The following is a 12,257-nucleotide window of genomic DNA, read 5'->3' as shown; positions in this document are numbered from 1 at the left end:
TCGGCGGGGGTTCCGTCTCAGGTGGGAAGGATCGAGAGGCCGGACTGGGCGACGATGGCCTGGAGCGCGGCGACGTGGCCGGTGTAGGCCGCGCGCCCCTCGCGGGTGAGGCCGAACCACGTCCTCGGGCGCTTGCCGACGTGCCCCTTGCGGATCCGCACGTAGCCGGCCGCCTCCAGGGCGCTCGCGTGTTTGGACAGCACCGAGTCGCTGATGCCCAGGTTGTCGCGGACGAAGGCGAACTCGGCCTCGTCGGCGGCGGCCAGCAGCGAGACGATCTGCAGCCGCGTCGGCGCGTGGATCGCCGGGTCGAGTCGCGGCGTCATCGCTTCGCCGTCTCCGCCCGGCGAGCGGTCCGCCGGGACATCCACCGGGCCAGCGGCGGCGAGGTGATCGCCACGATCACCGTCATGGTCACACCCATGAGGGTACGCGGGTAGGCGAGGTCCAGGTCCTTGAACCACAACGCCAGTACGACGGACCCGAGACAGGTGGCGACCAGCCAGCCGGTGAAGCCGACCCACGCCCACGGGTCCATCACGGAGGAGTGCGGGCGCAGGCTCGCGTTCCTGACCTCTCTCACGAACGTGAAAACGGCGACGGCGAGACCGGCCCACAGGGCCACCACGGCGACCCAGAGCCATCGGAAGGACGGGACCTCGGTGACGAACTGCATCCCGGTGACGAAGCCCCAGACTACCACCGGATACCAGGCGGGGAACGTCGGCGGCGCGGCGCGCAGGACCCTGCGCCGCGTCTCGCGGACCTGGTCCAGCGTCCGCGCGGCCTCTTCGGGGGTGATGTCCATGGTCCACTCCTCTACTCTTTCCTGTTTGGAAAGTACTTTCTTCTTTCCATACCGTCAAGTACTTTCCAAGGCCGATCAGAACGGGTCGCCCCTCCCCCACCCGATCGCGTTTCCGGGACGGTGCAACAGTTCGCCGGGCAACTCCATCTGGGAGGTGACAGGGACGACGAAAGGCGAGGGCAGTTGGAAGCAGATCCCCGGTTCGCCGGGTTCGTCGCCGAACGCGGCGACGCGCTGTTGCGCTACGGCTACGTCCTGGCTGGGAACCCGCACGACGCGGCCGACCTGGTACAGGAGGCACTGCTGAAACTCCGCGCCTCCTGGCCGAGACTGCGCGCCAAGGACAACCCGGAAAGTTATGTGCGTACCACCATGGCCAGGCTGCACACGGCGACCTGGCGGTTACGGCGGCGCGAACTACTCTCCTGGGACCCACCGGAGCACGGATACCACGACACGCTGCCCGGCGAGGAGGAGCGGGCGATGGGGGAGGCGCTGGCCGGGTTGCCCCGCAGGCAGCGGGTGGTGCTGGTGTTGCGCTACTACGAGGGGCTGAGCGACGAGGAGATCGCGACAGTTCTGAAGATCTCTCGTGGAACCGTGCGGAGCCAGGCGTCGCGGGCGCTCGGCAAGCTCCGTTCCGTGGTGGGCGAGTACATCGAGGAAGGCGTCATGTCGGATCACAGGGAGCGGCGATGACCGGTATCGAGGAGCGGGTGAGCAGGGCCTTCGCGCAGGCGGCCGAACGAGCGCCGCGGCTGACCGCCTCGGCGGCGGAACGGCTGGAGACCGGCTACCGGCGGCGCAGGCACAGGTCCCAGACGCTGCTCGCGGCGGCGGCCGTGACGGTGGTCGCCGGCGGGATGGCCGTGGGCCTGCGGGGGGCCGGCGACGGGCGGGCGCTGCCCGCGGCCGGCCCGGCGAAAGTGCCGTCCGCGGCGATCAGCGCCACCGCGCGACCCGTCGAGCAGGTGTGGCCGCAGGCCGTGTGGAAGATACCCGTCAAGGACTCCGAGGGCAGGGAACTGCACCCGGTCGCGCTGACCGACGACGGGACGTTGCTGGTCCAGGCGTGGCGCGAGTTCGCACAGCCCGAGGTTCTCTACCTCTACGACCTGACCGGAGGAAACCTGCGGAAGATCACGGACGTGCGTCGGCCGAGAAAGGCCCTGGGGGGTGCCGGGAACTTCAGCGTGGGTGAGGGCGTGGTGGCGTGGCGGACGTCGACGAAGACCTCCGCACACCTCTGGACCGCGCCGCTGACCGGCGGCGAGGCCAGGCAGGTGGCCGAGCACGAGACCGGAGGCGACACGATCGACAGCCTCGCCGTGGCGAAGGGCGCGATCGTGTTCTCCGTGCTGGAGGGCGGGGTGTTCAGCGTTCCGGTGAACGGGGGCGAGGTGACGCCGGTCGAGCGCGGGACCGGCCTGAACCTGTTGTCCTGGCCGTGGGCGGGCTCGCCGGGCACGTGGAGCCCCCAGAGCGGGGCGCCGTTCACGCACCTGGTCAACCTGGAGACCGGGCAGACCAGCGACGCGGCCCCGGCCTCCCAGGGCACGCAACTGCTCGCCTGCGGTGTCCAGTCCTGCCTGGAGACGACGTCCGGCGGCGTCAGAGCGTTCACCCGGCCGCGTGACGGCTCGGAACAGCGGGAGGTGCCGACCGGCTTCCAGATCCCGGAGCCGCCCGGCCAGAGCCGCTTCTACGTGCGCACCCTCCAGAGCGACGCCCCGGGTCTCGGGCTCTACGACCTGAAGACCGGCACACTGGTGGACCTGGGCATCCGGGAGGAGGCCACGCAGGGCGAGGTCCCGGTCGCCGACCGGGCCGGGCGGATGATGACGTACCTGACCAAGAGCGGCAGGTACGTGATCGACCTGTCCAGGATTCCCTGACCGTGGCCGGACACGGGGGCTCACGCGGGCGGGCGCGGTTCCCGGCGCGCCCGCCTGGCACGCCGGACATACGCCGGGTCGCGCCTCGGGGTCGCGCCGGACATACGCCGGGTCGCGCCGTTCCCCGCGTCCGCGCCGGGTCGTTCCGTGGGATGACATCCCCGGGGTGACGTCCCCGGGGGGCACCGGGCGTGGCCCGGGGACGTTCTCAGGCGTGCTCGGGCTCGGGGCGGTCGGTGGGGAAACGGGCGTGCGGCACCACCATCGGGGTGCGGGTCCGAGGGTCGGGCACGACGTCGCAGGCGAGCCCGAACACGTCCTCGACGAGCCGCGAGGTCAGGACCTCCGGTGGCGGGCCCTGCGCGACCACCCGCCCGTCCTTCATCACGACCAGGTGGGTGGCGAAGCGGGCGGCCTGGTTCAGGTCGTGGAGCACGGCGACGACGGTCCGGCCGTCCCGGTGCAGCTCGTGGCAGAGTTCCAGCAGCTCGTACTGGTGGGCGATGTCGAGGAAGGTGGTCGGCTCGTCGAGCAGCAGCGTGCCCGTCCGCTGGGCGAGCACCATGGCGATCCACGCCCGCTGCCGCTGGCCGCCGGACAGCTCGCTCACCCGCGCCTCGGCGAGGTCGTGCAGGCCGGTGCGCTCCAGGGCGTCGCCGATCGCGACGTCGTCCTCCGGCGACCACTGGCGCAGCAGCGTGTGGTGCGGGTAGCGGCCACGCCGTACGAGACCCCGCACGCTGATCCCCTCGGGCGCGATCGGGTTCTGCGGCAGGAAGGCCACGTGGCGGGCGGCCTCCCTGCCCCGGTACGACCGGAGGTCGCGCCCGTGCAGCGTCACGGTCCCGCTGTCGGGTCTCAGCGTCCGGGCCAGTGCCTTGAGCAGGGTCGACTTGCCACACCCGTTCGGCCCGATGATCATGGTGAGCCCGCCGTGCGGGATGTCGAGGCTGACGTCGCGCACGACGGGGGCGCCGCCGTAGGAGAGCGTCACGTCCCGCGCGCCCAGCCCTGTCTCACGTGGTGTCGCCCGGGTGCTCACAGGCTTCCCCTTCTCCATTCGCGGACCAGCAGATATCCGAGGTAGAGGCCGCCGAGGGCCAGGGTGTAGATGCCGACGGGCAGGCTGACGGGCACCGGCGCCTGCTGCGCGGCGAGGTCCGCGAGCACCAGCAGCAGCGTGCCCATCAGCGCGGCCAGGGTCAGGTGCGGGCCCGGCCCGCCGGTGATCCGCCTGGCGATCTGCGGGGCGGTCAGGGCGATGAACGCGACGGGGCCCGCGACGGCGACGGCGCCCGCCGACAGGACGATCGACAGCGTCACGGCACCGGCCCTCGTGCCCCGGGGAGCGGCGCCGAGCCCGCTGGAGATCTCGTCTCCCATCTCGGCGACGACGAGGCGCCGGGAGAGGAGCGCGACGAGCGGTGCCACGGCGAGCAGGACCACCCAGATGGTGGCGGCGTGCTCCCACGACCGGGCCGCCAGGCTGCCGTTGAGGTAGGCGGTCAGGACGGTGGCCTTCTCCCGTTCGACGGCGTACACGACGTACTGGGTGAACGCCGTGGCGATCGCGGAGACGCCGATCCCGGCGACGATGAGGCGTCCCGGGTCGCGGAACCCGGTCCCGGTCGAGACGTACACCAGCGCCATGGCGAGCGCGGCGCCGCCGAGGGCGCCGGCGGGGGCGGGCAGTACCCCGGGCAGGAGCAGCGCGACGGCCGCGGCGCCCGAACCGGCACCGGCGGCGAGCCCGATCACGTCCGGGCTGCCGAGCGGGTTGCGGGTGACGGTCTGGAACAGCGCGCCCGACAGGCCGAGCGCGGCCCCGGTACCGGCGGCCACGACCAGGCGGGGCCCGCGCAGGCGTTCCAGCACGAACTCCTGCCTGCCGTCGGCCTCCCCGGTGAGCGCGCCCGCGAGGTCGGCGAGGGGGATGCCGAGCCGCCCGAGCGACAGGGTGGCGACGGCGGCCACGGCGATGAGCGCGACCGTGACGGCCGCGGTGACGAGGGAGGCGCGAGCGACCGGGATCGCCACCGCGGGCCCGAGCGTGACGAAGCCGCGCGGGGCGGCGACGCGGGCCCGTGTCATACGGCACCCCGCATCATGCGTACGGCGATCAGCAGCGCCGGTGCCCCGATGAACGCGGTCACCACGCCGACCATCAGCTCCTGCGGGCGCAGGACCAGGCGACCGGCGACGTCCGCCAGGAGCAGCAGGGCGGGACCGGCCAGGGCCGAGAAGGCGATCTGCGCGCGGAAGTCGACGCCGACGAGCGCCCTGACGATGTGCGGCACGGCCAGGCCGACGAAGGCGATGGGGCCGACCGCCGCGGTCGCCGCGGTGCTCAGCAGCGTCGCGGCGAGGAGCCCGCCCGAACGCGTCAGGGCGGGGTGCGCGCCGAGCGCCGAGGCGGACTCGTCGCCGAGCGCGAGCGTGTTGAGGCCGGAACCCAGCGCCGCCGCGAGGAGGAGGCCGAGCACCGCCGGTGGGAGGACCGAGACGAGGACGTCGAAGTCCCTTCCCCCCAGGGCGCCGACCACCCAGTAGCGGTAGCTGTCGAAGACCTTAGGCATGCTCAGGGTCACCGCCTGGACGTACGCCATCAGCACCGCCGAGACGACCGCTCCGGCGAGGACGAGCCGCACGAGGCCGCCGCCGGAGCCCGCCGACCCGAGGACGTGGACGACGAGCCCGGCCAGGAGCGCCCCGGGCAGCGCCCACCACACGGCGGCCGACTGGCCGGACGCCCCCAGGAAGGCCGTGGCGGTGACGATGGCGGCGGCGGCCCCGCCGGTGATCCCGAACAGCCCGGGATCGGCGAGGGGGTTGCGGGTGACACCTTGCAGGAGGGTGCCCGCGACGGCGAGGCAGAGCCCGGCGAGCAGGCCGAGGGCGGTACGCGGGTAGCGGCTCTCCACGACCGCGGTGGTGTTGGGGTCGGCGACGCCGGACAGGACGTCCAGGACGTCCGCGAGGGAGTTGGGGTGGCTGCCGAACGCGACGCTCGCGAACACGGCCAGCGCGAGCACGGCGAGGGCGGCGATCAGGACGGCCAGGAGGTATGCCCGCCGGGCGGTGCCCGGCAGGGCGCGGGTACCGGTGGTCATCGAGGACGGACCTACTTGTCGAGGGCGGCGACGGCCTTGTCGATCAGCGGCAGGTAGCGGTCGATCACCCACGGCACGGTGAGCGGGTTGACGAGCGAGGACCCGGTGACGAAGGAGGTGTCGTCGCTCGCCACGACGGAGCCGCGCTTGATCGCCGGGATCGCCCCGTACAGCTTCTGCGCCTCGATCTCCTTACGGGTCTTCTCGTCCGAGTAGAACGTGAAGATCAGGTCGCTGCCGGCGAGCTTCTGGGCGTTCTCCAGGCCGATGAGGGAGGAGTCGGTGCCCTTGGTCTCCTCGAAGGTGTTCACCACCGGGTCGACGGTGAGCCCGAGGGAGGAGACCATCGCGACCCGCTGCTCGCCGGGCTTGAACACGCCGAGGGTGCCGGGGCCGGAGGTGTAGGTGTAGGAGAAGGTGACGTCCTTGTACTGGGGCCGGCTCGCGACGGCGTCGGCGAACCGCTGCTTGATCTGCTCGATCAGCTTCCTGCCCTCGTCGGGCTTGCCCAGCGCCCTGGAGATGATGTCGATCTGCTGGTCCCAGTCCGTGCTCCACGGCAGGTCCGGGTAGGCCACGGTCGGGGCGATGTCGGAGAGGATGTCGTACTGCTCCTGCGTGACTCCCGACCAGGGGGCCAGGATCACGTCCGGGTCGAGCTCGACGATCGTGTCGAAGTCGAGGTTGTCGGCGCCGGTGAACTGCTTCGGCAGCGTGCCGCCCGCCTTGGTCACCGCCTCGTGGATCCAGGGAAGGTAGCCGGTCTTGTCGCTGCCCCACGGGTAGCTCTCGATTCCCACCGGCGTGTGGCCGAGCGCGATCGCGGTCTCGGTGGATCCCTGGCCGAGGGTGACGACGCGTTCGGGCTGCTCGGTGATCTTCGCCTGGCCGAGCGTGCTGTCGATCGTCACCGGGAACACTCCAGTGCCGCTCTTCGCCGGTGCGGCGGCGGGCTCCTCCCCCGTTTCCTTCGCCGCCGAGCAGGCGCCGAGGGCGAGGACGACCGCGGCGGCGGAGAGGGTGAGCGCGTGGCGGCGCGCGTGGGTGAGCGTGAACGGCATGGGTGTTCCTTGTGTTTCAGGGACCGCGGGGTCGCGTCCCGCCCTTACGGGGAGGGGCGAAACCCGATATCGAGCCAGAACGAAAGGCTGCTTAGGTCACAACCTTAAATACAGTAACTTAGGGAAGCCTAAGCTAATCATTGCTCAACTTTCAACCGCCCCCCGTCGCGGCCCGCGCTTCCAGGGAGCATGTCACCTGGACGTCCCCCATCCACCGGACCTTCCCTCTCCCGAGGTGCGGGCACCTTGGGAGCCGGATGACGGAGATCCGGAGACGAGGAGTCTCCCGTGGCGATGACCGCGACCGGCCGGATCCTCACCCCCGGCGCGGAAGCCGCTTTCTGACCGTGATCAGCCGAAGATGTTGTCCCGCACTCTCCGGACGGGCTAGACAGGTCGCATGACAGAGACATCAGCAGCCGGACACCCCCTTCCGCGGGTCGCCGATCGGCGGACCTGGCAGGCGAGGATCGACGAGCTCCGGGTCAGGGAGAAGGCCCACACCAGGGCCGGGGACGCGCTGGCCGCCGAACGTCGGCGGTTGCCGATGGTCGAGGTCGATCCTCGGACCCCGCTGATCGGAGCCGACGGCCCGGTGCCGTTGGTCGACGTCTTCGGCGGCCGGTCCCAGTTGATCGCCTACTTCCAGATGTGGCACACCGGCAGGCCCGCGGCGGAGCAGTGCGAGGGCTGCACCTTCTCCACGGCCCACATCAACGAGCTGTCCTACCTGCACTCGCGGGACGTCGGCTACGCGACCCTCTGTCAGGGACCGTACGAGGAGAGCTCGCGCTACCGCGACTTCATGGGCTGGACGATTCCCTGGTACTCGGTGCCGAGGGACTCCGTGGACCGGCTTGTCGCGGACCGGCACTTCGGCATCCTGGTCACCTATCTCCGGGACGACGACAAGGTCTACGAGACCTACTGGACCACCGGCCGAGGCAACGAACCGATGGCGCCGTCGTACGGACTGCTGGACCTGACCGTCTACGGCCGGCAGGAGTTCTGGGAGGACTCGCCGGAGGGCTGGCCACGGCACTGGGACTCCAGGGGCGGCCAGTTCCGGACGGACGGCCGCCCAACCGCGCAGTGGTCACGGATCAGGGCCGGACGCGACGACGACCTCGGCACCTCGTCCGACGACCGTCCTCGACCGCACTGCCACTGAACGAGCGTCCAGGAACCCGGCGGGCGCGTGGTCAACGGCGATGAGGTACGGCGTGCGGTGGATCGGCGGGAAGCAAACCCCCGACGGCGCGAAGGAGCGGCCGAGTCCAACCGTCATGGGGCGAGCGTTTCGCGTATGCCGTAGCGGGCGAAGCGGGCGCCTGTCGCGAAGGCCCAGTAGCGGTCGCCGTAGGACCAGTGCCACCACTCGGTGGGGTAGTTGACGAAGCCGCCGGATCTCAGGGCGGTGCCCAGGATGTCGCGGTTGCGCCGGGCCTCCGGGGAGATCTCGGGGAAGGCGGTGTAGCACGCCTCGTCGCTTTCCGGCGGCGTGGCGTTGACCTGCGTACCCATCGGGAGTTCGACGCCGGAGACGGTACACAGGGTCAGGTCCACCGCGCCTCCGGTGACGTGCGGGGCCACCTCCGGCGGGGAGACGTACCTGCTGGCCTCCACGTACGCCCGCCGATCGTCCCAGCCGGGGTGGGCCGCCAGGTGCGCGGCCACGGATTCGGTGAAGTACCGGTGCTGCAGGGCCGCCGGGCGGAATCCCTCCACGACGAGCAGGCGCAGGCTGCGGGGGAGCATGGTCTGCGCGGTGATCAAGCGGTCGGCCACGCTCAGCCGTACATGTGCGAACGCGCCTTCCGGGTCGGCGAGGCGCTGGTCGACCCGGAAGGCCTCCACGGTGCGCAGATCCACCAGGGGCTCGTCGCACTCCTTCACCGGCACCTCGGCGATCCGCAGGTCCGACAGGAGCACGATCTCTCGCATCGGAGACCTCCGTGATGTTGCGGGAACGCTCGATCTGAGACGCCGAAGCCATGATTCAGCCGGACGCTTCAAGAACGCTGTAACCGTCGTTGGATCAGCCGCCGGCTTCGCGGTACTCCCGTGCCTCGTGCGCCCGGAAAAGCTCAAGCGCCTCGGTCATGGCCGCCTTGGCGGCGACGTCGTCGCCGAGTGCCTCGTGCACCTGGGCCAGGTCGCGCAGCGTACGCGCGCGGAACAGGACGGCGCGCAGCTCCTCCCAGAGCGTCAGCGACTCCGTGAACCGGCTCCTGGCCTGGTAGAGCCGTCCCTCGGCCAGATCCAGCTCGCCGATCGTGCGCAGGGTGCACGCCTCGCCCCAGCGGTCGCTGAGGGTCCGGGTCACCGCGAGCGCCCCGTCCAGGGCGCGGCGTGCCGCGTCGAACCGGCCCAGCCGTATTCCGATCTTGGCGAGGGTACGCACGCAGTACGCCTCCATCAGCCGGTCGCCCAGCTCACGGAAGATCGCCAGGGCGCGCTCGCACAGCTCCTCCGCCGGCCGCAGCTCGCCCAGAGCCCGGTGGTAGAGGGACATGGTGCGCAGGGTCAGCCCCTCGCCGCGGCGGCTGCCCGCCTCCTGGTACAGGGACAGCGCGGTGGTCAGGGCGCCCAAGGCCGCCGGATAGTCCCCGCGCTCCAGGTGCACGCTGCCCGCCAGGCGTCTGACGTGCGCGAGGGCCGCCTGGTCGGCGAGGTCACTCCACCCTCGGCTCGCCCGGTCCAGGAAGTGCAGCGCCTCGGGCAGGTACCCCTGCTCGCGGCAGGCGGCGCCGAGGGCGGCGAGCGTGGCGGCCTCGCCCCGGGCGTCCCGCGCGGAACGAAACAGCGACAGCGCCTGGCTGAGGTACTCGCGGGACTCCGCGTAGTGGTCGCGCTCGTAGTACAGGTGGCCGAGACCCGCCAGCAGCGTCGCCTCGCCCAGGGCGTTGTCCATCCGCCGCGCCACCGCCAGGGCCGCCTCGTGCGTACGATGCCAGGCCGCGAAGGGGTTGTCGAAGACGTACTGGCTGCCCTCGAAGGCCACCGAGGACAGCGCGGACGCCAGGGCCACGGCGATGTCGTCGAGATCCATCGCCGCGGCCAGCTCGACCGCGACGATCAGCGGCTCCTCCTCGACGCGGAACCAGCCGTGCGGATCGGCCAGCGCCGTACGCGCCACCTCCGGCTCCACCGGCCGCACCAGGTCGAAGGTCGCGCGCATCGGGATCCCCCCGGTGGGCACGACCTCGTCAAGCCGCTCGACCAGCCATAACCATCCGCCGAGCACCCTGCGCACGGCCGCCGTGCGCTCCCCCTCGGTCTCCTCCGTGTGCGCGCGCTCGCGGGCGAACAACCGGATCAGGTCATGGAGCCGGTAACGCGGAAGGTCGCCCGCGTCCGTGTCCACCACCCCGATCAGTGAGGTGTCCACCAGATGGTCGAGCACCTGCTCGGCCTCGTCGAGGCCGGTCTCCAGGGCCGCCCCCACCACCCACACCGGGAAGTACGGCAGGCCGAGCAGGCCGAGGCGGCGCAGCGCGGTCCTGGCCTCGGGAGGGAGCAGGTCGTAGCTGAGCGCGATACTGGCCCGCACCTCCTGGTCGCCGACGGCCAGCTCGTCCAGCCTGCGCTGCTCGTCGGCCAGCCGATCGGCAAGCCGGGCCACCGACCACTGGCGCCGCGAGGCGAGCCGCGCCCCGGCGACGCGCAGCGCGAGCGGCAGGCCGCCGCACTGGCGGACGATCCGCAGCGCCGCCTCCGGATCGGCGGCGATCCGCTCCGGACCGGCGACCTGGTCGAAGAGCCGCAGGGCGGCCGGTTCGGGTAACAGGCCCAGGTCGAGCACCGTGGCTCCGGCGAGGCCGGCCAGCCGGTTACGCGAGGTGACGATCACCCCGCAGCCCGGCGCGCCCGGCAGCAGCGGCCGCACCTGCCGCTCGGTGGCGGCGTCCTCCAGTACGACGAGTTTGCGGCGGTCGGCCAGCAACGACCGGTAGCGGGCGGCGCACTCCTCCAGCGTGCCGGGCGGCGGGACACCGGGCGCCAGGTCGCGCAGCAACCGGCCGAGGACCTCCTGCGCGGTGGCGGGCGACTCCGTGGTGCCGCGCAACTCGACGTGAAGCTGGCCGTCGGGATAGAAGGGGGCGAGCTCGTGCGCGGCCCGCAGCGCGAGGGCCGACTTGCCCATCCCGCCCGACCCGAAGATGACACAGACCGGCATGGCGTCCGGCCTGGTGAGGTGGTCGCGCAGCGTCGCGATCTCCTCCTCGCGCGCGGTGAAGTCGGGCGGCGGGGAGGGTAACTGCCGGGGCACGGGAACCTTCGCCGGGCCCAGCAGTGTGGCGTCGCACCGCAGGATCGATTCGTGCGCCTCCCGCAGCTCCGGCCCCGGTTCGATGCCGAGTTCCTCGATCAGCACCTCCCTCGCCTGCTGGTAGACCGTGAGCGCGTCCACCTGCCGGCCGGCGCGGTAGAGCGCCACCATGAGGGCACGGCGCAGCCGTTCGCGTACCGGATGGACGGCGACCAGTTCGGTCAGCTCGTCGATCAGGCCCTCTTCCCGGCCCGCCGCCAGGTCGGCGGCGATCCGTTCCTCCGTCACCGTGAGCCGCAGCTCCTCCAGCCTGGCCGCCTCCGCGCGCAGGTAGCTGTCGCCGATGTCACCCAGGGCCGGGCCCCGCCACAGCGCCAGGGCCGTCCGGAGGGCATCGGCCGCCGCCCGGTGGTCGCCGTCGCGCGCCTCGCGCCGCCCTCGGTCGACGAGCCGCTCGAAGACGTCCCTGTCGAGGACGTCGGGGGGAATCTCGGCGGTGTAACCCATCCGGCGCGACACGATGACCTGCGGCAGGCCCGCCCCCACGAACGCGCGGCGCAGCGTGGCGACGTAGGTCTGCAGCACCCCTCGGGCGGTCGGCGGCGGGTCGTCCTGCCAGATGGCCTCTATCAGCCGGTCGACGGTGACCACCCGGCCCGCCTCCAGCAGCAGGGCGGCGAGCAGGGTCCGCGGCTTGGCGCCCCCGAGGGGGATCTGCCGCCCGTCGCTCCACACCTCGACCGGACCAAGGAGCCGGAAGTCCATTGGCCCTCCTCGAAATGGCTCTGCCGACCCCCTGAAACGTATGGTACGTCGCCTGTTGCGGAAGTGTCTCGCGTGCTTGTTGGCCTGGTTGTCGGTAAATGTCATTCGGCGTCAGCGGGAACGGCCGCCGCGCCGATTCCTCCGGTGGACATGCCGAAGGACCCGGGGGCGTCCCGGGTCCTTGACGGGCATATGCCGCCGCGTTCGTCTCGGTGGGGTTAGCTGACGGTGTTGGGCTGGGCGGACAGGAGGGTTTGGGACCAGCCGTTGGTGTCGACGGTGCCGTGGCCGGTGATGTCGTCGCCGTTGCCGTCGTGGGGGTTGAGGTCGCGGTAGCGGTAGAGG

The 12,257-nt window shown here is 71.8% G+C and carries 11 protein-coding genes; 3 read left to right on the top strand and 8 right to left on the bottom strand.

Going from position 1 to position 12,257, the window contains the following annotated elements; translation table 11 throughout:
- Positions 1–17 precede the first annotated feature (17 nt).
- A complete protein-coding gene (locus tag ABD817_RS29655) occupies positions 18–326 on the bottom strand; it encodes a transcriptional regulator (RefSeq protein WP_344921514.1) in 309 nt (102 codons plus the stop codon).
- Positions 323–808, bottom strand: a complete 486-nt coding sequence (locus ABD817_RS29650) for a hypothetical protein (RefSeq protein ID WP_344921513.1) — start codon at positions 806–808, stop codon at positions 323–325. The genes ABD817_RS29655 and ABD817_RS29650 overlap by 4 nt, the downstream gene beginning before the upstream one ends.
- Before the next feature lie 183 nt (positions 809–991).
- On the opposite strand from ABD817_RS29650, the gene ABD817_RS29645 reads away from it, so the two are divergent.
- Together ABD817_RS29645 and ABD817_RS29640 are read left to right on the top strand one after the other, a co-directional pair.
- Positions 992–1,507 carry a SigE family RNA polymerase sigma factor gene (locus ABD817_RS29645; RefSeq protein WP_344921511.1) on the top strand — a complete coding sequence of 172 codons (516 nt, stop codon included), beginning with the start codon at positions 992–994 and terminating at the stop codon, positions 1,505–1,507.
- The gene (locus ABD817_RS29640; RefSeq protein WP_344921510.1) at positions 1,504–2,703 is read left to right on the top strand and encodes a TolB family protein; all 1,200 of its coding nucleotides are present in this window, start codon (positions 1,504–1,506) and stop codon (positions 2,701–2,703) included. The genes ABD817_RS29645 and ABD817_RS29640 overlap by 4 nt, the downstream gene beginning before the upstream one ends.
- 208 nt (positions 2,704–2,911) lie before the next feature.
- Here the strand turns inward: ABD817_RS29640 and ABD817_RS29635 are convergent, their stop codons facing one another.
- From ABD817_RS29635 to ABD817_RS29620, 4 genes are read right to left on the bottom strand one after another with little or no spacing between them, the layout of a single operon-like run.
- A complete protein-coding gene (locus ABD817_RS29635; protein WP_344921509.1) occupies positions 2,912–3,763 on the bottom strand; it encodes an ABC transporter ATP-binding protein in 852 nt (283 codons plus the stop codon).
- Positions 3,742–4,794 (bottom strand): FecCD family ABC transporter permease, encoded by a 1,053-nt coding sequence (locus tag ABD817_RS29630; protein ID WP_344921508.1) that lies wholly within the window; start codon positions 4,792–4,794, stop codon positions 3,742–3,744. Before ABD817_RS29630 ends, ABD817_RS29635 begins: the two co-directional genes overlap by 22 nt.
- Positions 4,791–5,813 (bottom strand): FecCD family ABC transporter permease, encoded by a 1,023-nt coding sequence (locus tag ABD817_RS29625; protein ID WP_344921507.1) that lies wholly within the window; start codon positions 5,811–5,813, stop codon positions 4,791–4,793. Before ABD817_RS29625 ends, ABD817_RS29630 begins: the two co-directional genes overlap by 4 nt.
- An 11-nt stretch (positions 5,814–5,824) precedes the next feature.
- Positions 5,825–6,874, bottom strand: coding sequence for an iron-siderophore ABC transporter substrate-binding protein (locus ABD817_RS29620; RefSeq protein ID WP_344921505.1), 1,050 nt, complete (start codon positions 6,872–6,874; stop codon positions 5,825–5,827).
- A 400-nt stretch (positions 6,875–7,274) separates the two neighbouring features.
- Here ABD817_RS29620 and ABD817_RS29615 point away from each other — a divergent pair, with 400 nt between their 5' ends.
- Positions 7,275–8,045, top strand: a complete 771-nt coding sequence (locus ABD817_RS29615) for a DUF899 family protein (protein ID WP_344921504.1) — start codon at positions 7,275–7,277, stop codon at positions 8,043–8,045.
- A gap of 113 nt (positions 8,046–8,158) precedes the next feature.
- Here the strand turns inward: ABD817_RS29615 and ABD817_RS29610 are convergent, their stop codons facing one another.
- A complete protein-coding gene (locus ABD817_RS29610; protein ID WP_344921503.1) occupies positions 8,159–8,818 on the bottom strand; it encodes a M15 family metallopeptidase in 660 nt (219 codons plus the stop codon).
- A 94-nt stretch (positions 8,819–8,912) separates the two neighbouring features.
- Entirely contained in the window at positions 8,913–11,912 is a 3,000-nt protein-coding gene (locus tag ABD817_RS29605) for an AfsR/SARP family transcriptional regulator (RefSeq protein WP_344921502.1), read from the bottom strand.
- Between the last annotated feature and the right edge of the window lie 345 nt (positions 11,913–12,257).

Source organism: Streptosporangium oxazolinicum (assembly GCF_039537505.1).
GTDB lineage: Bacteria > Actinomycetota > Actinomycetes > Streptosporangiales > Streptosporangiaceae > Streptosporangium > Streptosporangium oxazolinicum.
This window is presented reverse-complemented; position numbering and strand designations above follow the sequence as displayed.

What these genes read in the sequence shown, in the direction of transcription:
- ABD817_RS29640 (WP_344921510.1), top strand. Translation starts at nt 1,504, where the DNA reads ATGACCGGTATCGAGGAGCGGGTGAGCAGGGCCTTCGCGCAGGCGGCC.
- ABD817_RS29620 (WP_344921505.1), bottom strand. Translation starts at nt 6,874, where the DNA reads ATGCCGTTCACGCTCACCCACGCGCGCCGCCACGCGCTCACCCTCTCC.
- ABD817_RS29615 (WP_344921504.1), top strand. Translation starts at nt 7,275, where the DNA reads ATGACAGAGACATCAGCAGCCGGACACCCCCTTCCGCGGGTCGCCGAT.
- ABD817_RS29605 (WP_344921502.1), bottom strand. Translation starts at nt 11,912, where the DNA reads ATGGACTTCCGGCTCCTTGGTCCGGTCGAGGTGTGGAGCGACGGGCGG.
- ABD817_RS29610 (WP_344921503.1), bottom strand. Translation starts at nt 8,818, where the DNA reads ATGCGAGAGATCGTGCTCCTGTCGGACCTGCGGATCGCCGAGGTGCCG.
- ABD817_RS29630 (WP_344921508.1), bottom strand. Translation starts at nt 4,794, where the DNA reads ATGACACGGGCCCGCGTCGCCGCCCCGCGCGGCTTCGTCACGCTCGGG.
- ABD817_RS29650 (WP_344921513.1), bottom strand. Translation starts at nt 808, where the DNA reads ATGGACATCACCCCCGAAGAGGCCGCGCGGACGCTGGACCAGGTCCGC.
- ABD817_RS29655 (WP_344921514.1), bottom strand. Translation starts at nt 326, where the DNA reads ATGACGCCGCGACTCGACCCGGCGATCCACGCGCCGACGCGGCTGCAG.
- ABD817_RS29625 (WP_344921507.1), bottom strand. Translation starts at nt 5,813, where the DNA reads ATGACCACCGGTACCCGCGCCCTGCCGGGCACCGCCCGGCGGGCATAC.
- ABD817_RS29635 (WP_344921509.1), bottom strand. Translation starts at nt 3,763, where the DNA reads ATGGAGAAGGGGAAGCCTGTGAGCACCCGGGCGACACCACGTGAGACA.